Origin of the sequence: Pseudomonas sp. efr-133-TYG-23, assembly GCF_030209215.1 — a bacterium.
Classification (GTDB): Bacteria; Pseudomonadota; Gammaproteobacteria; order Pseudomonadales; family Pseudomonadaceae; genus Aquipseudomonas; species Aquipseudomonas rhodesiae.
In genome coordinates this window covers 369689-392639 of record NZ_JARVSL010000027.1, presented here as the reverse complement: position 1 = coordinate 392639, position 22951 = coordinate 369689, and the positions used below count along the sequence as shown (strand labels likewise).

Below are 22951 nucleotides of genomic sequence, written 5' to 3'. Positions count from 1 at the left end.
CCATGGAACGCATCCCGATTTTGCAGATGGGCGAGTTTCTGCTCGTGACCATTCAGGTGGATATGCACGACCAGCTCGCGTTGACGCTGCAAGACGACCTGTCCGAACGCATCAACCGCACCTCGGCGCGCGGGGTATTGATCGATATCTCGGCGCTGGACATGGTCGACTCCTTTATCGGCCGCATGATCGGCACCATCTCCGGGCTCTCGCGGATCATGGATGCACAGACCGTGCTGGTGGGTATGCAGCCGGCAGTGGCCATTACCCTGGTGGAACTGGGCATGACCTTGCCTGGAGTCGCCACCGCACTCAATGTCGAACGCGGCATGAAGCTGTTGCGCGAGCGGGTAGAAAACTCATGACCCTGGCCAGCAATGGCACTCATCCCGTGCTGATCGAACAGGACGTTGTGCTGGCTCGACAACTGGTCCGCAAACTGGCCCAGGATTGCGGCATGCGCCTGATCGACCTGACCAAATTGGTCACGGCCGTCAGTGAGCTGGCGCGTAACACGGTGGTCTACGGCGGCGGCGGGTATATGGATTGGGAAATAGTCGAGAGAGACCTGCGCTCCGGCGTTCGTCTGACGTTTCGCGACGAAGGCCCGGGCATTCCCGATATCAAACTGGCGATGACCGACGGCTGGACCTCCGGCGGCGGGCTCGGCCTGGGGCTGACCGGCGCCAAGCGCCTGGTGGACGAATTCGAACTGGACACCGCACCCGGCCAGGGCACCCGCGTGACGATCACTCGATGGTCCTGAATATTCCCAGCGCCCTCACGCAGGTGTTGTTGATCGAGGATGTGAGCCAGATTGGTCACGCCCGACGTACCGCACAGAAACTCGCCGAACACTTGGGCTTCGACGAAACCGACGCCGGTCGCGTGGCCCTGGTGGCCACCGAGCTGAGCAGCAATATCCTCAAGCATGCCGCCCACGGCCAATTGCACCTGCGCGCCACCGGCAACGGCGGTGTGGAGATGATCGCCGTGGATCGCGGCCAGGGCTTTGACCTGGACAGCTGCCTGGTGGACGGGTTTTCCACCGGCGGCACCCAGGGCATCGGCATGGGCGCCATTTCACGGGTGGCCCAGGTGTTCGATGTGTACGCCGACCCACGCGGTACGGCGATGCTCGCGCGCCTGTATCCGAGAGCCTCGACGGCCAAGGACATACGCTACGGGGTCAGCCAACACTCCCTGCATGACGACCCGGCCTGCGGCGATGCCTGGCACCTGGCAATCGAACCCGGCCGTTTCAGTGTGATGGTGGCCGATGGGCTGGGCCATGGCAGCGAAGCCGAACGCGCCGCGCGGGACGGTGAGAAGGTGTTCGCACGGGGCGCCTTTGACGAAGCGACGCTGCTGATGGCAGATATGCACGCCGGCATGAGCGGTACCCGTGGCGGCGCCGTGGCCGTGGCGCAATACAACGCGGCGACCGGCAGCCTGCGCTTTACCGGCGTGGGCAATATCGGCGCCAGCCTGATCGGCCCTGGCAAGTCCCGCGGTCTGGCGTCTCATCCAGGCATTGTCGGCGTGCAGTTTCGCAAGGCGCAGCCATTCGACTACGCTGAGGTCAGCGGCCAGTTGCTGATCCTGTTCAGCGACGGCCTGCAGTCACGCTGGAACCTGGCCGACTATCCCGGGCTGACGCACCGCCACCCGGCTTTGATCGCCGCCATCCTGCACCGTGACTTCTGTCGCGGCCGGGATGACGTCACCGTTTTCGTGATTGCCCTGGAGGCCATCGATGGCTGATACCACTGCCTCGCTCGCCGCAGAAGTCCAGCGCTTGCGTCAAGAGGCCGATGCGCTGCGCGCCGAATTGGACGAGACCAACCAAGGCGTGCTGGCGCTGTATGCCGAGCTGGATACCCAAGCCGATCAACTGCGCCAGGCCTCGGACCTCAAGAGCCGCTTCCTGTCATATATGAGCCACGAGTTTCGCACGCCATTGGGCTCGATCCTGAGTATCACCAGCCTGCTGGACGATGAACTCGACGGCCCACTCAGCCCCGAGCAACACACCCAGGTGGGCTTTATCCGCAGCTCGGCGCGAGAACTGCGCGAGATGGTCGACGACCTGCTGGACCTGGCCAAGATCGAGGCCGGGCGCATCAGCATCTCCCCGGCCTGGTTCGATATGTTCGACCTATTCTCGGCCCTGCGTGGCATGTTCCGGCCGATTGTGGATGCGTCGTCGGTGGACCTGATCTTCGAAGAGCCCGCCGGCCTGCCCAAGCTTTATACCGATGACAAAAAGCTCGCGCAGATCCTGCGCAACTTTATCTCCAACGCGCTGAAGTTCACGCTGCAGGGCGAGGTGCGGGTGTCGGCGCGCATGGAGAACGAGCGGGAGATCCGCTTCGCGGTGCAGGACACTGGCCTTGGCATCCCCATCGAACTGCATAGCAACCTGTTCGAGGATTTCTCGCAGATCGACTCGCCGCTGCAAAAGCGCCTGCGCGGCACCGGGCTGGGGCTGTCGCTGTGCAAGCGCTTCGCCGAGCTGCTGGGCGGCCGGGTTGGGGTAGAAAGCACGCCCGGCGTGGGTTCGTTGTTCTTTGTGGTCATTCCCCTTTCCATCGCCAACGAGACCGTCGATGAAACGTGACATCCAACTGCTGATCGTCGACGACAACGCCGCCACGCGTTACGCCCTGCGCCGGCGCCTGGAGAACCATCACTACCAAGTGCTGGAGGCCGGCACCGGTCAGGACGGCCTGGACCTGATCGCCAGCCGCACCATCGATGCGCTGATCCTGGACGTCAACCTGCCGGACATGAGCGGCTTCGATATCGTGCGCGGCCTGCGCGCTGACCCCGCCACCGCGTTGCTGCCGGTGGTGCATGTGTCGGCGGCCTCGATCGAGACCGGCGATATCATCACCGGCCTGGACGCCGGCGCCGACGCGTACCTGATCCACCCGGTGGACCCTGAAGTACTGCTGGCCACCCTGCGCACCTTGTTGCGGGTCCGCGATACCGAGTACGCCTTGCGCGAGAGCGAGGCACGCTTTCGTGAGATTTTCTTCAACATCAGTGCGCCTATCGCAGTGATGGACGCGCAGCTCAAAGTCCACGAGTGCAACCACGCCTTCGCTCAACTGATTCACGACAACCTCAACCCGGACGCTCTGCTGGAATGCTTCGCCGCCGATCAATTGGCCGTGATCCAGGAGCTGTGCCTGCGTCTGGCCGCTGGTGAACGCTGGAAAGGTACCTTGCTGATGAAGGTCGACGACCAGTTGCGCGAGACCGAGTGGCAGATTTCGCCCTACCGCCGCGCCGGCCTGAGCCTGGTGTTTGTTGAAGACGTGACCGAGCATCGCCATCGCGAGCGGCATCAACAGGCCGAACTGGCCAACGCTGCGAGCCAACTGGCGCGCACCGAAGCCCAATTGCTGCAGGCGCAGAAGATGGATGCGCTGGGCAAGCTCACTGGGGGTATCGCCCACGACTTCAACAACCTGCTGACCGGGATCATCACCAGCCTGGAACTGATCAAAAAACGCATCCAGAGCCAGCGCACCGACAAAGTACTGGGCTACGCCGACGCCGCGCTGAACTCCGCCCTGAGCGCGGCCGGGCTGACCAACCGCCTGCTCGCATTCGCGCGCCAGCAGCCACTGGATACGCGGCCTACCGATATCAACGCGCATATCCGTTCCCTGGAAGAGTTGCTGATGCGCACCATCGGCGAGCACATCGCGCTGAATCTGGAGCTGACCAACAACCCGGCTGTGGCGATGGTGGACCCGATCCAACTGGAAAGCGCCGTGCTCAACCTGGTGATCAACGCCCGGGACGCCCTGCCACAAGGTGGAATCATCTGGGTCACCACCTACCCGGCGTATTCCACCGGTAACCCCAAACTGGAAAACGGCCCGTACATTGCCCTATCGGTACGGGATAACGGTGTGGGCATCGAACCCAGCGTCATCGACAAGGTGTTCGACCCGTTCTTCACCACCAAACCGGTGGGCCAAGGCACCGGCCTGGGCCTGTCGACTATCTACGGGTTCGCGCGCCAGTCCGGCGGCGACGCACAGATCCGCAGCGTGACCCGCCAGGGCACCGAAGTGACCATCATGCTGCCCGCTGCCGACGGCCCCCCAGCCCTGGCCACCAAGGTCGAGGCGATGCCGGGCGTGAGTCACGGCGAACATATCCTGGTGGTCGAAGACATGCCGTCAGTGCGCGGTTTCGTGGCCGAAGTGCTGGTGGATGCCGGTTACCGTTGCAGCCTGGCGGCGGACGGCGACGAAGCCATCGCCATGCTACGAGCCGACCCGACGATTAACTTGCTGCTCACCGATTTCGGTCTGCCATACATGACCGGCCGCGAACTGGCCGATCACGCGCGGGCTCTGCGCCAGGAGTTACCCATCCTGTTCATGACCGGTTACGCCGAGAATGCGGCGAACCGACAGGATTTTCTCGGCGAACGCATGGACCTGATCACCAAGCCATTTCATATCGATCAATTGCTGGAAAAAATTCGCCAGGGGCTGGAACCGTCCAAACCTGGGTCCTCAACCTGATTTTCAAGGCCATAACTGCGTAGTCTGGCGCATTTCCAAGGGCGGCGAACCTGTCAAGAATGACAGTACCGCTGGTCTTGTGGCGCGTTGACGCCCAGCCTCATCGGAACTTTGATTATGGATACCGTCGTCAGGTCGACTCGACTGACGGTGGACACCAGGGTTTCGAGGATATGAGCAATGAGCGACAGACAACACGGCACTGTGAAGTGGTTCAACGAAACCAAGGGCTTCGGCTTTATTAGCCCGGAGAGTGGGCCTGACCTGTTCGTGCATTTCAGAGCGATTATGGGCACCGGCTTCAAAACGCTGACCGAAGGGCAAAAGGTCACGTTCGAGACCGTGCAAGGACAAAAAGGCCTGCAGGCGGACAAAGTCCAAATCGAAAAATAACCCCCACACCCTTACCGGCCACAACCGGCCACGTATTGCACTGAAAAAGGAGAACGGCCATGCCCATTGAAACTCCACAGACTGCAATTCCCACCAGCAACGAGACAAATCCCTACGGTGAGCAAGAGATTTTCTTCAGCTATGACGGTGGGCCGGCGTTGCGCCCTGGACAAATCGTGACTTACGAACGGGTCAGAGGTCCGGGCGGTGAGTGGCAGGCGATCAATATCGAGATCGTGAAGGACGTAGCCGTGAACTAGCACGGATGCGCGCCATGAAACGGCTGTTCGCGGCGCGCGCTTGATCACAACTGGAAACGCGCCACCGCCTCATTGAGGGCGACGGCCAGGCGGGCCAGTTCCTGGCTGGCAGCGTTGATCTGCCCGGCGCCGGATGACGACTGTGCCGACAAATCACGAATATTGACGATATTGCGATCCACTTCCTTAGCCACTTGTGCCTGTTCTTCGGCGGCGCTGGCGATAACCAGGTTGCGCTGATGGATCTGGTCAATGGAGTCGGTGATCTGGCTCAGGGCGCCGCCTGCCCCTTCGGCCAGGGTCAAGGTGTCGGTGGCGCGTTGGGTACTGGACTGCATCGACGTCAGCGCGTCATTGGAACCGGTGCGCATGACCGTGACCATCTGATCGATCTCCAGGGTCGATTGCTGGGTGCGATGAGCCAAGGCCCGTACTTCGTCGGCCACCACGGCAAAGCCACGCCCTGACTCGCCCGCGCGGGCAGCCTCGATGGCCGCGTTGAGCGCCAGCAGGTTGGTCTGCTCGGCGATCGAACGGATCACATCGAGCACCTTGCCGATATCCCGCGATTGCTCGGCCAGGTTCTGCACCAAGGTCGAAGTTTCGCCGATGTTGCTGCTCAGGGCCTGGATCGCGCTGACGGTTTCACCGACGCGGTACTGACCTTCGCGCGCGGTTTCATTGGAGAGCCGGGTGGATTCGGAGGTGGACACTGCATTGCGCGCCACGTCTTCGGCGGCCGAGGTCATCTCGTTGACCGCCGTGGCCGCTTGCTCGATTTCCGCCGTCTGCTGTTGCAGGCTGCGGCTGCTCTGGTCGGTGATGCCGTTCAGATCCGTGGCGGAGGCTGCCATTTGCGCGGCCGACTGGCGGATCAACTGCAAGGTATTGCGCAGGTTGCCTTGCATGGCGTGCAGCGCCACGAGCAGGCGGGTCACTTCATCGTTGCCGCTGACCTGCAAAGTCTGGGTCAGATCGCCCCGAGCAACGTTTTCCGCTGCGCGCATCGCTTGGCCCAGCGGACCGACAATACTGCGCGTCAACAACCAGGCCAGCGCCACGGTGCTCAAACCGGCCAGAAGCACAAACCCGAACACCATGGTGCGCGAGCGGCTGTACTGGGCCTCGGCCGCTTGACCTTGCTGGTTGACCTGGGCGTTGTAGTAATCGGCCAAGGCATTGAGCTGCGCACCGGAGCCGTCGACCACGGTTTTCATGTCCACCAGCAGCAACTTGTTTAGCTCGGCCCCCTGCTGCTTGTCGGCGAGGACAAAGGATTGGGCCAAGCCCTGTTCGTACTGGCGCAGCGAGCTTTGGAACTGCTCGTAAAGCGCACGCACCTCCGGCGTATCAATGACCGCGTCGAGCTCCGCGAGCCGTTTGGTCAGGTCCTGGCTGCGAGTGTCCATCTGGCTGCGGTACTGCGGGATACTCGTCGGATTCGGATCCAGAGCCATGCGCAAAGAGATCGTACGAATACGCAGCATGATTTCACGGATATCCGCCACCAGCCGCATCTTGGGCACCAGTCCGGCCTCCACCTTTACAGCGCTGGCGCGGATGCTCGCCATATTGGACAGCGCGAAAAACCCCAGCAGGGCCACGAGTAAAGCAATCAAGGCAAAACCCAGACCCGCACGGCGGGCAATGGACAGGCTGCGAAGGGACATTGGCAGGAGCTCTCTTATTAGGCAGGGGTATGACGTCATATGAGAGGGTTTCGGCTGCGCCGGTAAGGACTTGAGCACAGCCGAACGCAAAAGCCCTGGCGGATGTGATGCTTGCTCTAAGATGCGCTAATACAGAATCCCAGCGAGAGGCAGGTTTGATAACGGCGGGCTTTAAATCCACTGGAGCAAATCGATTGCCTACCCCCACGCGTTTCCGACCTGGCCCTCGAAACGTTGTCGACCGCACTGGCGCGCTAGGGCTTCGACCAGTGGAACCTCGACGCAGGGGCACGTGTTTGAGTGAAGAGCACTGTTACCAGCACTGGGCACAACCGACCTCTACGAAGAAGCCCTAGGAAACGCAAAAGCCCCTGAAAGGATTAAACCTTTCAGGGGCTTTTGGTTATTCAATGATGGCGGAGAGATAGGGATTCGAACCCTAGGTACCGGTGAAGGTACAACGGATTTCGAATCCGTCCCATTCGGCCACTCTGGCATCTCTCCAACGGCGCGCATCATAACAGCCTGTTTCATGGAAGCAAAGCTCTTACGAGATTTTTTTCCGTGCTATCAGATGCTTGCGTCGATTACAGCGGTACGCCAAGACGGTTGGCGACTTCTTCGTAGGCTTCGATCACGTCACCGAGGCCCTGGCGGAAGCGGTCTTTGTCCATCTTCTTCTTGGTGGCCTTGTCCCACAGGCGGCAGCCGTCCGGGCTGAATTCGTCGCCCAAGACGATGGAACCGTCGTGGAACACACCGAATTCCAGCTTGAAGTCCACAAGCAACAGGCCAGCGTCGTCGAACAGCTTGCTCAGCACGTCGTTGACCTTGAGGGACAACTCCTTCATGCGCGCCAGTTGCTCAGCGGTGCCCCAGCCGAAGGCCACGACGTGGGATTCGTTGATGAAGGGATCGCCTTTGGCATCGTCCTTCAGGAACAGCTCGAAGGTGTACGGATTGAGCTTCATGCCCTCTTCCACACCCAGGCGCTTGACCAGGCTGCCGGCGGCGTAGTTACGCACAACGCACTCGACCGGGATCATGTCCAGTTTCTTGACCAGGCACTCGTTGTCGCTCAGCAGCTTGTCGAACTGGGTCGGAATACCGGCCGCTTCGAGCTTCTGCATGATGAAGGCGTTGAACTTATTGTTCACCATGCCCTTGCGATCGAGCTGTTCGATGCGCTTGCCGTCGAACGCCGAGGTGTCGTTGCGAAACAGCAGGATCAGGCGGTTGGCGTCGTCGGTCTTGTACACCGACTTGGCTTTGCCGCGGTAGAGTTCTTCACGTTTTTCCATGATGGGCTCCGCTTTGAGTGAGGTGGGCTAGGCGATATGTCGCCAGTCGAGCCCTGAATCTTGATCGGCCAGTTGCAGCCAGTCCGGGTCGCACCCAAGGGTGTCGACAAAACATTGCCGGGCAAGCGTCGGCAGGTTGTTCTTGCTGCTCAAGTGGGCCAGGACCAGGTGTTGCAGGTCTTGCCAGCCCAACTCATACACCAGGTACGCCGCCTGGTGGTTGTTCAAATGCCCCAGTTCGCCGCCCACCCGCTGCTTGAGAAAGTACGGGTAGTGACCACGAGCCAGCAGGTCACGGCAGTGATTGGACTCGATCATCAAGGCATCGAGATTCCGGTAGCCGTCCAGCACCCTGGCGCAATACGAACCCAGGTCAGTGAGCACGCCAAAACGTCGCTCGCCATCACTGAACACATACTGCGTGGGTTCCTGGGCGTCATGCGCTACGGCGACCACATCAATGCTCAAGGCACCGATCCGAAAGGTCTCGCCGCCGGCCAGGAAACCCGCAGGCTCAATGGGTTTGCGCATCCCGCGCAAGGTACCGCGACTCAGATACACCGGAAGATTGTAGCGCCGAGACAGCAAACCCACGCCATGCACATGGTCGGCATGTTCGTGGGTCACCAGAATCGCGCTCAGCTGCGTAGGGTGAACCCCCAGGCGCAGCAAGCGCCGCTCGGTTTCTCTTAACGAGAAACCACAATCGACCAGCACATAGGTGTCGTCATGGGCGACGAGCGTGCCGTTCCCTTGGCTTCCGCTGCCGAGAACGGCAAAACGCATCGGATCAGCCCAGGTTGTCCTGAATCACGCCCAACACTTTGCGCGCTGTTTCAGCTGGCGCTACGGTATTGATGTTCTTTTCGACCGTGACTTGCACCGCGTCGCCAACCTTGCTCAAACGCACCTGATAACGCTCGGCGCGGGTCTCGACTTCTTCCTTGGTCGGCTTGCTGCCGAACAGCTTGCCGAAGAAGCCCGGCTCGTCGTCTTTACGTTCGGCCTTTTCCGCCACGTTGATGTAGTACAGACCCAGGCTCCGGTTGATGTCCTCAACACGCCACGGGCCTTGCTCCAACGCGCGGCCTACGCTGGCCCAGGCACGATCCAGGTCTTCACCCAGGTTCAGCACCACGTTACCGCTGCCGTCCTCGGTGAGGCTGACGCGGCTCGGGGTGTCGTAATCTCGTGCAGCGAGCAGGGAAACCGAACCGCCCTTCTCGGAAATACGGCTCATACTGGCCAGCATTTCATCGACCAATGCCGAGTCGACACCGGTGTTGACCGAGCGGTTGGTGAAGTCGACGTCCGCTGTGCTGCCGGCAGGACGCTCGGCGCTCACCACATAGACTTCACTGGTATTGCGCTGCACGCCTGGCTCAATGCGCACACGGACGCGCGTTTCGCTGTCGGAGGCGACACCGCCGGCCTGCAGGCGCTTAGCCATACTGGCGGACAACTCATTGCCCTGCTGCCAGGCAGTGGTGAATTCACCGGTCTGCGGGCGCTGTTCGTCAATGCGGAAACCGTTGTCCTGGAAGAACTGCACCGCCACCGGCCAGACTTCGGCAGGTGGGCGCTGCGCCACGATCCAGCGCGAGTCGCCGCTTTTTTGCAGGCTGTAGTCGCTGGCATCGGCCACGGCCGTGATCGGCTGTGGACGTGGTACCACGAACTCACCTTTGGCGGTGTCATCGGCAACGTTGCGTGGAATCGGCAGCAACGGGTCAAGGCGCTTGGCGACATTGACGTCCGGCGGCAATTGCATCGGTTTGGTTGCTTGTGCTTCCAGATAATCGCTGCCGCGGTCACGGAAGTAGCCTTCCGGGCCCCAGATCCAACCGCAGCCACTGGTGCTGGAGATAATCAAGGCAAGTGCGGAAAGTCCGGCCAATCGCTTCATGCGTAGTGCTTCCTCAATTAAACCAGGACGCCGGACTGGCGCAGGGCCTGTCGCAGCGGTTCGTGACAGGCTTCGCTGAGGCGAGTGAGCGGCAGACGGATACCGTCCGGCATCATGCCCATCTCGTACAGAGCCCATTTCACGGGAATAGGGTTGGATTCGATAAACAGTTCTTTGTTGAGCGGCATCAGCTTCTCGTGGATCGCGCGGGCTTTGTCGGCATCGCCGGCGAGTGCGGCGGCGCACATGTCGCTCATGGCGCGGGGGGCCACGTTGGCGGTCACCGAGATATTGCCTTTGCCGCCCAGTAGAATCAGCTCGACCGCGGTGGCGTCGTCACCGGAATACAGCAGGAAGTCACTGCTCACGCCGGCCAGGATGTCCTTGGCGCGCTGCAGGTCACCAGTGGCTTCCTTGATGCCGACGATGTTCGGCACGGTGGACAGGCGGATCACAGTCTCGGCCTTCATGTCGCAGGCGGTACGGCCCGGCACGTTATAGAGGATCTGCGGAATGTCGACGGCTTCGGCAATGGTGCGGAAGTGCTGGTAAAGGCCTTCCTGGGTCGGCTTGTTGTAGTACGGGGTCACCAGCAAGCAGGCATCGGCACCGGCTTTCTTGGCGTTTTTGGTCAGTTCGATCGCCTCACGCGTCGAATTGGCGCCCGTACCGGCGATGACCGCGATACGACCGGCAACGCGCTTGACCACGAACTCGATGACCTGGATGTGCTCTTCCACATCGAGCGTGGCCGATTCACCCGTGGTGCCGACCGCAACGATCGCGTTGGTGCCTTCTTGCAGGTGGAAGTCCACCAGTTTGCCCAGGCTGTCCCAGTCGAGATGACCTTGTGCATCCATGGGTGTGACCAGTGCCACCATACTGCCCGCAATCATGCAACCGCTCCTGCCGGAAAAAGAGAGCCGTAATGGTACTGGCGCCAAGATGCTTGCACAAGCGAAGTACCGCGTGAGGATGCGTTCTGACGCAACTAAACATCGATCAACGCCATCATCGGGCCTGAGCACGGTTTGACGAGCATTGAAAACCGCTGAACGACGCAATGAAAACGCCACCTCCTAGCCCTTGGCGACGCTTTTCGCTACCCTTGATCCTTTGATCGATACGGCCCTCTCGGTATCGACCGCTCATCGCTTTAGGAAGGCTGCATGTCCACCCCCACAGTTCGCGAACAATTCCTTGTTATCAGTGCCCTCGGCGCCAACCCCATGGAGCTGACCAACGTCCTGTGCCGCGCCAGCCATGAGAACCGCTGCGCCGTAGTGACCTCTCGCCTGACCCGCCACGGCGAGTGCAGCGCCCTGGTGCTGCAGATCTCCGGGAGCTGGGACGCTCTGGCGCGCCTGGAGACTGGCCTGCCGGGCCTGGCCAAGAAGCATGATTTCACCGTTAATGTGGTACGCAGCGCCGCTCTGGAGAATCGCCCACAGGCCCTGCCATACGTTGCCTACGTCAGTTCGGCCTACCGCTCGGACATCGTCAATGAACTGTGCCAGTTCTTCATCGACCATAACGTCGAGTTGGAGAACCTGACCTGTGACACCTACCAGGCGCCCCAGACCGGCGGCACCATGCTCAACGCCACCTTTACCGTCACTTTGCCGGCTGGAGTGCAGATCAGCTGGCTGCGCGATCAGTTCTTGGATTTCGCCGATGCGTTGAACCTCGACGCCCTGATCGAACCGTGGCGCCCACAGAACCCAATGTAAGGAAGTACCCATGGCGGTAGTCATCGACCAACCCGTAGCCGACTTCCAAGCCCAGGCCACCAGTGGCCAGACCTTCAGCTTGGCCGCCCTCAAGGGCAAGCAAGTGGTGATCTACTTCTATCCGAAGGACAGCACACCAGGCTGCACCACCGAGGGCCAGGGTTTTCGTGACCAGCACGCGGCGTTTCAGGCAGCCAATACGGAAGTCTTCGGCGTGTCGCGCGACAGCGTGAAGTCCCACGAGAACTTCAAGGCCAAGCAGCAGTTCCCCTTTGAGCTGATCAGCGACAAAGATGAGGCAGTCTGCCAGCTGTTTGATGTGATCAAGCTGAAAAAGCTGTACGGCAAGGAATACCTGGGTGTAGATCGCAGCACCTTCCTGATCGACAAGGATGGCGTGCTACGCCAGGAATGGCGGGGCGTCAAAGTGCCAGGCCATGTAGATGCCGTCCTGGCCGCCGCCCAAGCCTTGAACAAGGCCTGAGCAAACGCTGCGGGGCGGGCTTGCTCGCCCCTACAACAGCGGCGCCACCACCGGCTCCTGTCGCGGCCAGGCATCCAGCACGGCCTTGAACAGCGTGGCCAGGGGTATTGCAAAGAACACCCCCCAGAACCCCCACAGCCCACCAAATAGCAGCACCGCGCAGATAATCGCGACCGGATGAAGGTTGACCGCTTCGGAAAACAGCAGCGGCACCAGTACGTTGCCGTCCAGGGTCTGGATGATCCCGTACACCGCCATCAGGTAGATGAATTGATCACTCCAGCCCCACTGGAACAGTGCGATCAACGTCACCGGCACCGTCACCACCACCGCGCCCACATACGGCACCACCACTGACACGCCGACCAGCAATGCCAGCAACGCGGCATAGTTGAGATCCAGGGCGATGAAGGCGATGTAGGTCACACCGCCACAAATAAAGATCTCGATCACCTTGCCACGGATGTAGTTGGCGATCTGCCGGTTCATTTCCTGCGCCACACGGGTAATCAACGCCCGCTCCCGCGGCAGATAGCTGCGTACCCAGCGACTGATCATTACGCGATCCTTGAGAAAGAAAAACACCAGGATCGGCACCAGTACCAAATAGATCATGATGTTGACCAGCAACGGCAGGCTGGATAGGGAGAACGTCAGCGCCCATTGCCCGAATTTCCCGATTTCACCGCGCGCCACTTCGATGGCCTGCAGCACTTGCTCATCCGATACCAGATGGGGATAACGCTCCGGCAACAGGAGCAACAGCGATTGCCACTTGGCGAGCATCCCCGGTAATTCGTTGAACAGCGTGATCAGCTGATGCCAGAGCAATGGCAACACCACCACGATAAACACCACCAGCAGGCCCATGAACAACGCGAACACCAACCCAACCGCTACCCCGCCGGGTACGCGCAGGCGCTCCAACGTCGTCACCAATCCCTGCATCAGATACGCCAACACCATGCCCGCTAGCACCGGGGCCAGCATGCCACCCAAGGTCAACACCGCCGTAAAGGCCAGGAATAACAAGACCGCCAGCACCACCGCTTCTTCATCGGAGAAGTAGCGCTGAATCCAGTCACGTAACACTTTGAACATCAATCAACCTCGGGCTGTGGGAACAAACGGTTCAGGCCTTGCGCAACCAGTAACGGTACACACCGGCGGCGTCTTCTTCGTGCAACAGGGTGTGCCCAGCCAGTTTGGCAAATGTGCGGAAATCACGCTGAGAGCCCGCGTCGGTGGCAATCACTTTGAGCACCGCACCGCTGGCCATTCGGTTGAGCTCCAACTTGGCCTTGAGCAAGGGCAACGGGCAATTGAGCCCACTGGCATCAAGTTCGGCGTCAAAAGCGACGGTGTCGGTCATAGGTTTACTCCGGGTCAAGCGTTCGGGGGTGCTTAGAATATCTGGTCCGAAGCTCAGTGTCCGGCTACAGTAAGCTCTTTGTCGAAAGGCCCTGTGCATGAATTTTTTGCGCCCTACCCTGCTGACGCTGGCTTGCCTGCTGGCCTCCCCAGGCTTCGCCGATGACCTGCCGTCGCTGGGCGACGCCAGTTCTGCCATTGTCTCGCCGCGGCAGGAGTACCAACTGGGCCGCGCCTGGCTGGCGTACTTGCGGGGCCAGGTGTCGCAACTCAACGACCCGCAACTCAAGGATTATGTCGAGACCAGTGTCTACAAACTGGTGGAGACCAGCCAGGTCAACGACCGGCGCCTGGAGTTCATCCTGATCAACAGCCCGCAACTGAACGCCTTTGCCGCACCGGGTGGGATCATTGGGGTCAACGGCGGGCTGTTTCTCAACGCCCAGACCGAAGGAGAATACGCCTCGGTGCTGGCCCACGAATTGGCGCACTTGTCCCAACGCCACTTCGCACGAGGCGTTGAAGCGCAACAGCGCATGCAGGTGCCGATGATGGCTGCGCTATTGGGCGGCATTATTGCTGCCGCAGCGGGCGCAGGCGATGCTGGCATCGCAGCGATCGCTGGCACCCAGGCCGCCGCGATCCAAGAGCAGCGTCGTTTCTCCCGGCAGAACGAACAAGAGGCGGACCGCATCGGTATCGTCAATCTCGAAAAAGCCGGTTATGACCCACGCTCCATGCCGACCATGTTCGAGCGCTTGATGCGCCAATACCGCTTCGATGCCAAACCGCCGGAATTCCTGCTAACCCACCCGGTAACTGAGTCACGGATCGCCGACACCCGTAACCGTGCCGAACAGGCCAAACCAGGCGGCAAGGAAGACAGCCTGCGCTACCAATTGATACGTGCACGGGTGCAATTGAAATACGAAGACACCCCTGGCCTCGCCGCCAAACGCTTCCAGGCGCAACTCGACGAGAACCCAAAGAACGATGTAGCGCGCTACGGCCTGGCCATCGCGCAGATCAAGGGCACCAAACTCAAGGAAGCACGTGAAAACCTGGCACCGCTGCTGGCCAAGGCACCCAACGACATCACCTACAACCTGGCGCAGATCGAGCTGGACATCATCAACAACCGCCTGCCCGACGCCCAGCAACGCACGGATAGGATGTTGACCCAATACCCCAGCAATTACCCGCTGAATCAAGTTCGGGTCGACCTGCTGCTCAAGCAGAATCGCACCGCCGATGCGGAAAAGGCGCTGGATGGGCTGCTCAAATCGCGCCCGGATGACCCGGATGTGTGGTATCAGGTCGCGGAGACCCGCGGGTTGTCCGGCAACATCATCGGCCTGCACCAGGCTCGTGCCGAATACTTCGCACTAGTCGGCGATTTCCAGCAGGCCATTCAGCAACTGGACTTTGCCAAGCGTCGCGCCGGCAACAACTTCCCACTGTCGTCACGTATCGACGCACGCCAGCGTGAGTTGATCGAGCAGGAAAGACTGGTCAAAGGCATGATGAGCTAAACCCATCACCCACAAAAAAGCCCCGCCTTCGTTAAACGAAAGCGGGGCTTTTTTATTGAGCTGGCGGGTTATTCGGCCAGTTTGAAGGTGATAAAGCTCGCACGGCCCTGACGCAAGACACGCATCGATACCGAACGATTCTTCGGCAACGCCTTGGCGATATCGGTGAATTGCTTGGTGCTATCGATCGCCTGGTTGTTCAAGTGAGTGATCACATCACCCGGCTGCAGACCAATCAACGCAGCGGGCCCATCCTGCACTTCTTTGATTACCACGCCGCTCTTGAGGTCGAAGGCTTTTTTCTGCTCGTCCGTCAGCTCGGCTACGGCAATCCCCAGACGGTTGCTGCTGCGCTCGGCGCCTGGCTTGGTGTTGCCCAGGGCATCGAGGGTGGCGCCTTCTTCAGGAATCGCACCGACAGTCAGCTCAACGTTCTGGCGCTTGCCGCCACGAATCACTTCCAACTTGGCTTTGCTGCCAGCCTTGAGTGCGCCGACCAAATGCGGCAGGTCGGCGGACATAATGATTGGCTGGCCATTCATGCTCAGGATCACGTCACCAACTTGCAGACCACCCTTGGCGGCGGGGCCACCGTCTTGGATCTGCGCCACCAGCGCACCCGCCGGCTTATCGAGGCCGAAGGATTCAGCCAAATCCTTGTTCACTTCCTGGATCACTACGCCCAACCAACCACGGCTGACCTTGCCGCCGCTTTTCAACTGATTGGATACGTCCATGGCCACATCGATCGGGATAGCGAACGATACGCCCATAAACCCACCGGAGCGGGTATAGATCTGCGAGTTGATCCCCACGACTTCGCCAGCCAGGTTGAACAGCGGGCCGCCGGAGTTACCCGGGTTGATCGGCACGTCGGTCTGGATGAACGGCACATAGTTTTCATTAGGCAGGCTACGACCGATGGCGCTGACGATGCCTTGGGTGACCGTATGGTCAAAGCCAAATGGAGAACCGATGGCGACGACCCACTGGCCGGCCTTCAGATCCTGGGATTTGCCCAGCTTCAGCACAGGCAGGTCCTTGCCGTCGATTTTCAGCAAGGCCACATCGGAGCGTGGGTCGGTACCGACCAACTTGGCCTTGAGCTCACTGCGATCGGCCAGGCGGACGAGAATTTCATCTGCGTCGGCGATGACATGGTTATTGGTGAGAATGTAGCCGTCCGGCGAAATAATGAAGCCCGAACCCAGAGATTGAGCTTCACGTTGACCACCGCCGCCCCCCCGGGGCGCACGCGGCTGTGGCATGCCACGCTCGAAGAACTCACGCAACATCGGCGGCAGGCCCTCAAGGTCCGGCATCTGCTGGTTCGACACTTTGCGATCAGGCAGCTTTTGCGTGGTACTGATGTTCACCACGGCCGGCGAGGCTTGCTCAACCAATTGGGTGAAGTCAGGCAACTCAGCCGCTTGCGCGGTCACAGCCTGACCCAGCACCAGTACCGTGGCGACTATGGATAGGTAGGATTTCAAACGAGGTATCGACATACAGCTCCCGTTACGACGAGCAGGGTTGAGCGACAGGGTTCAAGAAACGCCGGAAACTGCGACCGCCGTTTTTGTTCCGCGAACAAAACAAGGCCAGAGCCGACAAGCTCTGACCTATAAAAAAGATGGACGATTTTTGCAAGTGAAAATCCTGATCCAGACATTTCATACTTTCAGCAGCCAAGCGTGAGTGGTTGTAAATTGAAAGGTCAGGATGAACATAGGATTAACAACTCACGGCAAGGGCTTAGTGGTTGCCTTTTTTTCACCGCGCACCGAAAGCGCAATACGCTCGGCAGTACCGATAGGGATTTCCCCAACAACCGTCACCATCATTTCACCGTCAACCGTATTCAAGCGACGGGAGACCGCAACAGTGGGGCCTAGCTGCGTACGGTTTTCCGTCACGCCCCCCTCACTGATGGGTTCAAGGAATACCGAAAATCGCGCCAGACCATCTTCATACATCAAACTGTCGATGGTGGTCTTGGTGCGGGTGTCCGCTCGCGCAGTGGCACTCGTGAGTTCAAACCCCGGTGGCAACCACTCCAAGTGCCAAGCTTGGGTCGGCTGTACCTCTGACTGGCTGTCATTTACCGCTCCGATAGGCGTGCAATCCTTGCTCGGCCGCAAATTGCGATCGTCAGGCAGAGTCGATGTATTCAAGCGGGTGAACTGGAAGCGCTCCAGCAACTGCCCTTGATCGTTGAGCAATAACGATTTGAGCGGCAAGGCCGTTTCACGATCCAGATGCAGCTCAAATCCGTAGCGGTATTGGTCACGGGGGGTAATGGACACAATCACAGCGTCACGGCCAGCAACACGGGATTTTCCGATCACGGCCAGTTCATAGAATTGATTGAGTTTCGAGGGATCGAGCGCGCGGGAAGGGGCTTCTCGAGAATTGCCAAGGCCGGCGACTAATGTGCCACTCACGCATTGCGTGCGGCCGTCCACCCGTAGGACTTCCTGAGCAGAGCCATCGAGCTGCAAAAGCCGCTCATGGACTTGCCCATTCTGGACACGGTGCCAGATGTCATGGGTGGAAAAGCTGCCGTTACGTTCATACACGAACGTACCTTCAAAGCTTTGCTGCTGCTCTGCGCGCCCAAGTCGACTCAGCCACTCTTGGGCTTCATCGGCATGGGCGGGAAGTACCAACCAACCACTGAGCAAAAGCGTAAGGAGCGGTATGGCGCGCATATAGCTCCTTAGCGGTTCAACGGTTTTCCAGACTAGCGGCGCGAGCGTACGGCAAAGCGCTTTCAGTGCCTTTCAAGGCCGATTCCTGTGCATGTTGGCGCAGGTAACCTGGGAGACGCTGATCCTGCCAACCGGATTGCCCCTGCAATACACCGTTGGCCATAGGGCCGGCGGCGTCGGAGCTTTCCTTGTAGCCGGCCAATACTGCCGGACCTTTGACTTGAGGACCGGCCATGACCGGTTGCTGAGTCTGCTGGGCCAGTTCGGCACCGGCAATTTCGTCCTGATTGTAAAGACGAACACCCGCCAGCACGGCAACAGTCACCGAGGCAGCAACCGCAAGGCGACCCAGGCTACGCCACGGACCGCGAACAGCTTTTGCTGGAACGGCTTCATCAGCCAACGCGGCAGAAACGGCCGCAGCAATATCCAGACGAGGGATTAGAAGATCCTTGTGCATCACCGCCCGAGCGACTTGGTAACGAGACCAGGTATCACGGGTTTCGGCATCATCGAACGCGTTGAGCACTCGACGAAGTTCCAGTTCATCCGCTTCGTTATCCATCACTGCGGACAGCGATTCCTGCAGGGCATCACGACTCATGGCGGTTCCTCTCTTGGCTGTCGCCGCTGTCTTTAGTTTTCCTGCAACAACGGTTGCAAGGCTTTGTCGATGGCTTCCCGGGCCCGGAAAATCCGTGACCTTACAGTCCCCACCGGACATTGCATGACGCTCGCAATGTCTTCATAACTCAGACCGTCGAATTCACGTAAAGTTAACGCCGTACGCAAATCTTCTGGCAGTTGCTGAATTGTGCGATGAACGGTTCCTTCGATCTCGTCGCGCAGCAATGCACGCTCCGGCGACTCGAGATCTTTGAGGCCGTGATCACCATCGTAAAATTCTGCATCTTCTGAACTTACATCACTATCTGGTGGGCGGCGTCCGCGAGACACCAGATAGTTCTTCGCCGTGTTGATGGCGATGCGGTACAGCCACGTATAAAACGCACTGTCACCGCGGAAATTACCGAGTGCACGGTACGCCTTGATAAAGGCCTCCTGTGCAACGTCCTGCGCTTCATGGGTGTCGTGCACAAACCGCACGATCAACCCGAGAATTTTGTGCTGGTATTTCAGCACTAGCAGATCAAATGCGCGCTTGTCGCCGCGTTGTACGCGCTCGACCAGCTGCTGATCCTCTTCCTGGGTTAGCATGAACACTCCTCGTTGTACTTGAAGGAGGCTTGCATAACTAAACGATCAGGCTTGCAAACATAGACTCGGACTTTTCGCAAAAGTTCTCCCCCTCCAAGCAAGTTTCCGGCATGCACTGATTTGGCACACACGAAAAACGCAGCGCGGGCAACGCCGGCTGCGCGAATAATCTTGTCGTCGGTTTCCTGACGCGTCCAATGCTCCCGACGGGCCAATAAACTCAACGTTTTCCCAGCTTTCGGGCAACCTGCTATTGAGTCGGGGCTTATGCAAAAAGTTCCCAATCCAATAACCGACGGATTATACCCAAGCCGCGCACCGTAATCTCACATTGCCACGAATGCCTGGCTATTGTGCCGCTCCCCCCCTCTATATACTAGTGGGCCGTGTGACCCTTTGATTCGCCGATCCAGGCGTCCCGTCAGCGCCACTAGCCCTTGGATCGCTTTTTGCGGAATCCTTCAAATGAGCCAACAGTTTCAACACGATGTTCTGGTGATTGGCAGCGGCGCAGCCGGATTGAGTCTTGCCCTGACCCTCCCCAGCCACCTGCGCATCGCCGTACTGAGCAAGGGCGACCTGGCCAACGGCTCGACATTCTGGGCCCAGGGCGGTGTTGCCGCCGTGCTGGATGACACCGACACGGTGCAGTCCCACGTCGAGGACACCCTCAACGCCGGTGGCGGGCTGTGTAATGAAGAAGCGGTGCGTTTCACCGTTGAACACAGCCGCGAAGCGATCCAATGGCTGATCGATCAAGGCGTACCCTTCACCCGTGACGAACACGCCAGCGCCGACGACGGCGGCTTCGAGTTCCATCTGACCCGTGAAGGCGGCCACAGCCATCGCCGCATCATCCATGCCGCCGATGCTACCGGCGCGGCTATTTTCAGGACGTTGCTGGATCAGGCCCGTCAACGCCCCAACATCGAACTGCTGGAGCAACGCGTCGCCGTCGATCTGATCACCGAAAAGCGCTTGGGACTGGAAGGCGAGCGCTGTCTCGGCGCCTACGTGCTCAACCGCGGCAGCGGCGAGGTCGACACCTACGGCGCGCGCTTCACCATTCTCGCGTCGGGCGGCGCGGCTAAGGTCTATCTCTATACCAGCAACCCTGACGGCGCCTGCGGCGATGGCATCGCCATGGCCTGGCGCTCGGGGTGCCGAGTGGCCAACCTGGAGTTCAATCAGTTCCACCCGACCTGCCTGTATCACCCGCAGGCCAAGAGTTTCCTGATCACCGAAGCGCTGCGCGGCGAAGGCGCGCATTTGAAACTGCCGAACGGCGAACGCTTCATGCAGCGCTTCGACCCCCGAGCCGAACTGGCCCCGCGCGATATCGTCGCCCGCGCCATCGACCATGAAATGAAGCGCCTGGGCATCGACTGTGTCTACTTGGACATCAGCCATCAACCCGAAGCATTCATCAAGACGCACTTCCCCACCGTCTACGAGCGCTGCCTAGCCTTCAATATCGATATCACCAAAGGCCCGATACCCGTCGTACCGGCCGCGCACTACACCTGCGGCGGCGTAATGGTTGACCAGCATGGCCGCACTGACGTACCCGGCCTTTATGCCATTGGTGAAACCAGCTTCACCGGCCTGCATGGTGCCAATCGCATGGCTAGCAACTCGCTGCTTGAGTGCTTCGTATATGCCCGCTCAGCGGCGGCGGATATCCTTGAGCAACTGCCGCGAATTCCGGTGCCGGCCGCCCTGCCCCGCTGGGACGCCAGCCAAGTCACCGACTCGGACGAGGACGTGATCATCGCCCACAACTGGGATGAGCTGCGGCGCTTCATGTGGGACTACGTGGGCATCGTGCGCACCAACAAGCGCCTGCAACGGGCACAACATCGGGTGCGGCTGCTACTGGATGAAATCGACGAGTTCTACAGCAACTATAAAGTGAGCAGAGACCTGATTGAACTGAGGAACCTTGCTCAGGTAGCGGAACTGATGATCAGGTCTGCCATGGAACGCAAGGAAAGCCGAGGCCTGCATTACACCCTCGACTACCCGCAGATGCTCCCCGAAGCCCGCGACACTATCCTGGTGCCAGCCACCTACGCCGGCTGAACTTCAAGCGTACCCGCAGGCGCCGGTGTGTATCCGCCGCCTGCGCGTCCTTGGGCACACAGATCGAACGCGCCCACCACTGCCCCTTGACCCGATATCGCAGCACCACAATCAGGGGCAACGCCAGACTGTCCGGACACAACTGCACGGCGTGCCAGCCACGCTGCTCACTTAACAATTGCCAGCCGTCCTCATCGCGTCGCAGGCCACGAATCGACGAACGGTGTGACAACAGAATGTGTCGCGGCAACACCCAGGCGGCATGCCCCAGACACAGCACTATCGCCAGAGTTGAGAAAGCGAGATCAATCAATGCCAACGCACCCAACGCGAACAGTTGGGCGAACAGATACGCCGCCAGCAGCCGCCGTGACGGCTGCCAGCGGCATTCGAAGCGATTACTTAGGCTGGACACGATCCAGAATCATCCGAACCATCCGCTGCAGTTCCGGATCGTCCGACTCGGCGCGCTCCATGAACCAGCCGAACATATCCTGGTCTTCGCACTCCAGCAGACGCACATACACCTTGCGGTCCACTTCATTAAGGGTGGAATAAACCTCTTTGACGAAAGGCACCAGCAATACATCCAGCTCAAGCATGCCGCGACGGCTGTGCCAGTAGAGGCGATTGAGTTCTACATCTTCGACCATGGAGCGCTCCTCAAATAGAGCGCAAGTATACAGGCCCGACAGCAGTGGAACAGTCGGCTTTGGTCGCCCCTACGGAAACTATCCATTTGCCGGGCGCCCCTCTATGATGCACCCATGACTTTTTGACCTGCGATGAACCATGGCTGACTCTGCTTTCTTCTGCCCCCTGATCCACGAAGGTGTCCTCGCCGTCCGCGGTGCCGATGCTGCCAAATTCCTGCAGGGCCAATTGACCTGCAACCTCAATTACCTGAGCGATACCCAGGCCAGCCTCGGCGCGCGCTGCACGCAAAAAGGGCGCATGCAGTCGAGCTTTCGCATCTTGTTGCAAGGTGATGGGGTGTTGCTGGCGATGGCGGCCGAGCTGCTGGAACCGCAACTGGCCGACCTGAAAAAATACGCGGTGTTCTCCAAGTCCAAGCTGACCGACGAAAGTGCCGCTTGGGTCCGCTTCGGTCTGGTGAATGCGGATTCGGCCCTGGCCAGCCTCGGGCTTGAGCTACCGGCCGAGACCGACAGCGTAGCCCGCAATGAGCACTTGATCGCCATTCGGGTCTCACCCGGCCGCAGCGAACTCTGGGTACCTTCGGATCGAGCCGACGCCGTCAAAGCCCAATTGAGTTCAACCCTTGACTCTGCCGATCTGAATGAATGGCTGCTGGGCCAGATTCGCGCCGGTATCGGCCAAGTCATGGCGCAAACCCGCGAGCTGTTCATCCCGCAGATGCTCAACTTGCAAGCCGTGGGCGGTGTGAGTTTCAAGAAAGGCTGCTACACCGGCCAGGAAATCGTCGCGCGTATGCAGTACTTGGGCAAACTCAAGCGCCGCTTGTACCGCTTAAGCCTTGATTCGGCGCAAATGCCCGAGCCAGGCACTCCTCTGTTTTCGCCGAGCCACAACAGCTCGATCGGTGAAGTGGTAATCGCAGCAAAAGCTGACCAGGTCATTGAACTTCTGGCCGTATTGCAAGCCGAAGCTGCCGATAGTGGCGATGTGCATCTAGGCATGCTTGAAGGCCCGGGTCTGCAACTGCTTGACCTGCCTTATACCCTCGACCGTGATCGAGAGATCCAGCGTTAGTCGCCGTAC

The 22951-nt window shown here is 59.8% G+C and carries 25 protein-coding genes, 1 tRNA gene and 1 pseudogene; 12 read left to right on the top strand and 15 right to left on the bottom strand.

What is annotated here, in order from left to right; translation table 11 throughout:
• The first annotated feature begins 2 nt into the window (after positions 1-2).
• The 7 genes from QRN41_RS19715 (at position 3) to QRN41_RS19685 (ending at position 5203) form a co-directional block, all read left to right on the top strand.
• Positions 3-365, top strand: a complete 363-nt coding sequence (locus tag QRN41_RS19715) for an STAS domain-containing protein (protein ID WP_034096416.1) — start codon at positions 3-5, stop codon at positions 363-365.
• A complete protein-coding gene (locus tag QRN41_RS19710) occupies positions 362-766 on the top strand; it encodes an anti-sigma regulatory factor (protein ID WP_034137365.1) in 405 nt (134 codons plus the stop codon). The genes QRN41_RS19715 and QRN41_RS19710 overlap by 4 nt, the downstream gene beginning before the upstream one ends.
• Entirely contained in the window at positions 757-1764 is a 1008-nt protein-coding gene (locus tag QRN41_RS19705; RefSeq protein WP_173603381.1) for an ATP-binding protein, read from the top strand. The genes QRN41_RS19710 and QRN41_RS19705 overlap by 10 nt, the downstream gene beginning before the upstream one ends.
• Positions 1757-2620 (top strand): sensor histidine kinase, encoded by an 864-nt coding sequence (locus QRN41_RS19700; RefSeq protein WP_034096414.1) that lies wholly within the window; start codon positions 1757-1759, stop codon positions 2618-2620. The genes QRN41_RS19705 and QRN41_RS19700 overlap by 8 nt, the downstream gene beginning before the upstream one ends.
• The gene (locus QRN41_RS19695; RefSeq protein WP_167416501.1) at positions 2610-4550 is read left to right on the top strand and encodes a PAS domain-containing hybrid sensor histidine kinase/response regulator; all 1941 of its coding nucleotides are present in this window, start codon (positions 2610-2612) and stop codon (positions 4548-4550) included. The genes QRN41_RS19700 and QRN41_RS19695 overlap by 11 nt, the downstream gene beginning before the upstream one ends.
• Positions 4551-4730: 180 nt before the next feature.
• Positions 4731-4943, top strand: a complete 213-nt coding sequence (locus tag QRN41_RS19690) for a cold-shock protein (RefSeq protein ID WP_034137363.1) — start codon at positions 4731-4733, stop codon at positions 4941-4943.
• Positions 4944-5002: 59 nt separating this feature from the next.
• Positions 5003-5203 (top strand): cold-shock protein, encoded by a 201-nt coding sequence (locus QRN41_RS19685; RefSeq protein ID WP_167416500.1) that lies wholly within the window; start codon positions 5003-5005, stop codon positions 5201-5203.
• A gap of 44 nt (positions 5204-5247) precedes the next feature.
• Here the strand turns inward: QRN41_RS19685 and QRN41_RS26375 are convergent, their stop codons facing one another.
• The 7 genes and pseudogenes from QRN41_RS26375 to dapA all read right to left on the bottom strand — a co-directional run bounded on the left by QRN41_RS26375 (position 5248) and on the right by dapA (position 10976).
• Positions 5248-6057 (bottom strand): methyl-accepting chemotaxis protein, encoded by an 810-nt coding sequence (locus QRN41_RS26375; protein WP_502941905.1) that lies wholly within the window; start codon positions 6055-6057, stop codon positions 5248-5250.
• Positions 6058-6105: 48 nt separating this feature from the next.
• A pseudogene (locus QRN41_RS26370) lies at positions 6106-6873 on the bottom strand (MCP four helix bundle domain-containing protein); the annotation flags it as partial.
• A gap of 414 nt (positions 6874-7287) precedes the next feature.
• A tRNA-Ser gene (locus QRN41_RS19675) sits at positions 7288-7377 on the bottom strand.
• Between the two features lie 83 nt (positions 7378-7460).
• A complete protein-coding gene (gene purC, locus QRN41_RS19670; protein WP_034096403.1) occupies positions 7461-8174 on the bottom strand; it encodes a phosphoribosylaminoimidazolesuccinocarboxamide synthase in 714 nt (237 codons plus the stop codon).
• Positions 8175-8201: 27 nt separating this feature from the next.
• On the bottom strand, positions 8202-8960 hold the full coding sequence (locus QRN41_RS19665) for an MBL fold metallo-hydrolase (RefSeq protein WP_034137360.1): 759 nt from the start codon (positions 8958-8960) through the stop codon (positions 8202-8204).
• Between the two features lie 4 nt (positions 8961-8964).
• Positions 8965-10080, bottom strand: a complete 1116-nt coding sequence (bamC, locus tag QRN41_RS19660; protein ID WP_285422029.1) for an NlpB/DapX family lipoprotein — start codon at positions 10078-10080, stop codon at positions 8965-8967.
• Between the two features lie 17 nt (positions 10081-10097).
• On the bottom strand, positions 10098-10976 hold the full coding sequence (dapA, locus tag QRN41_RS19655) for a 4-hydroxy-tetrahydrodipicolinate synthase (RefSeq protein WP_034137358.1): 879 nt from the start codon (positions 10974-10976) through the stop codon (positions 10098-10100).
• 273 nt (positions 10977-11249) lie between these two features.
• Between dapA and QRN41_RS19650 the strand changes: the two genes are divergently transcribed.
• Positions 11250-11810, top strand: a complete 561-nt coding sequence (locus tag QRN41_RS19650; protein ID WP_003189463.1) for a glycine cleavage system transcriptional repressor — start codon at positions 11250-11252, stop codon at positions 11808-11810.
• Between the two features lie 10 nt (positions 11811-11820).
• Complete coding sequence (locus QRN41_RS19645; protein ID WP_285422028.1) at positions 11821-12294, top strand: peroxiredoxin; 474 nt, start codon at positions 11821-11823, stop codon at positions 12292-12294.
• Positions 12295-12324: 30 nt separating this feature from the next.
• Here QRN41_RS19645 and QRN41_RS19640 read toward each other — a convergent pair whose 3' ends face one another.
• Positions 12325-13395 (bottom strand): AI-2E family transporter, encoded by a 1071-nt coding sequence (locus tag QRN41_RS19640; protein WP_034137356.1) that lies wholly within the window; start codon positions 13393-13395, stop codon positions 12325-12327.
• A gap of 31 nt (positions 13396-13426) precedes the next feature.
• Complete coding sequence (locus tag QRN41_RS19635; RefSeq protein ID WP_034137355.1) at positions 13427-13666, bottom strand: sulfurtransferase TusA family protein; 240 nt, start codon at positions 13664-13666, stop codon at positions 13427-13429.
• A gap of 97 nt (positions 13667-13763) precedes the next feature.
• Here QRN41_RS19635 and QRN41_RS19630 point away from each other — a divergent pair, with 97 nt between their 5' ends.
• Positions 13764-15197: a M48 family metalloprotease gene (locus QRN41_RS19630; RefSeq protein ID WP_285422027.1), complete on the top strand. Its 1434-nt coding sequence runs from the start codon at positions 13764-13766 to the stop codon at positions 15195-15197.
• 68 nt (positions 15198-15265) lie between these two features.
• Here the strand turns inward: QRN41_RS19630 and QRN41_RS19625 are convergent, their stop codons facing one another.
• From QRN41_RS19625 to rpoE, 4 genes are all read right to left on the bottom strand, one after another.
• Positions 15266-16705 carry a DegQ family serine endoprotease gene (locus QRN41_RS19625; RefSeq protein WP_167416496.1) on the bottom strand — a complete coding sequence of 480 codons (1440 nt, stop codon included), beginning with the start codon at positions 16703-16705 and terminating at the stop codon, positions 15266-15268.
• Between the two features lie 234 nt (positions 16706-16939).
• A complete protein-coding gene (locus tag QRN41_RS19620; protein WP_285422026.1) occupies positions 16940-17908 on the bottom strand; it encodes a MucB/RseB C-terminal domain-containing protein in 969 nt (322 codons plus the stop codon).
• 16 nt (positions 17909-17924) lie between these two features.
• Positions 17925-18512 (bottom strand): sigma-E factor negative regulatory protein, encoded by a 588-nt coding sequence (locus QRN41_RS19615; protein ID WP_034137351.1) that lies wholly within the window; start codon positions 18510-18512, stop codon positions 17925-17927.
• 32 nt (positions 18513-18544) lie between these two features.
• Positions 18545-19126, bottom strand: coding sequence for an RNA polymerase sigma factor RpoE/AlgU (gene rpoE, locus QRN41_RS19610; RefSeq protein ID WP_003172477.1), 582 nt, complete (start codon positions 19124-19126; stop codon positions 18545-18547).
• Between the two features lie 465 nt (positions 19127-19591).
• On the opposite strand from rpoE, the gene nadB reads away from it, so the two are divergent.
• Positions 19592-21208, top strand: coding sequence for an L-aspartate oxidase (gene nadB / locus QRN41_RS19605; protein ID WP_034137350.1), 1617 nt, complete (start codon positions 19592-19594; stop codon positions 21206-21208).
• Here nadB and QRN41_RS19600 read toward each other — a convergent pair.
• Entirely contained in the window at positions 21177-21623 is a 447-nt protein-coding gene (locus QRN41_RS19600) for a protein YgfX (RefSeq protein WP_285422025.1), read from the bottom strand. The genes nadB and QRN41_RS19600 overlap by 32 nt on opposite strands.
• Positions 21607-21861, bottom strand: coding sequence for an FAD assembly factor SdhE (locus tag QRN41_RS19595; RefSeq protein ID WP_034096390.1), 255 nt, complete (start codon positions 21859-21861; stop codon positions 21607-21609). Before QRN41_RS19595 ends, QRN41_RS19600 begins: the two co-directional genes overlap by 17 nt.
• A 139-nt stretch (positions 21862-22000) precedes the next feature.
• Between QRN41_RS19595 and ygfZ the strand changes: the two genes are divergently transcribed.
• Positions 22001-22942, top strand: a complete 942-nt coding sequence (gene ygfZ / locus QRN41_RS19590; RefSeq protein WP_123480476.1) for a CAF17-like 4Fe-4S cluster assembly/insertion protein YgfZ — start codon at positions 22001-22003, stop codon at positions 22940-22942.
• Positions 22943-22951 lie beyond the last annotated feature (9 nt).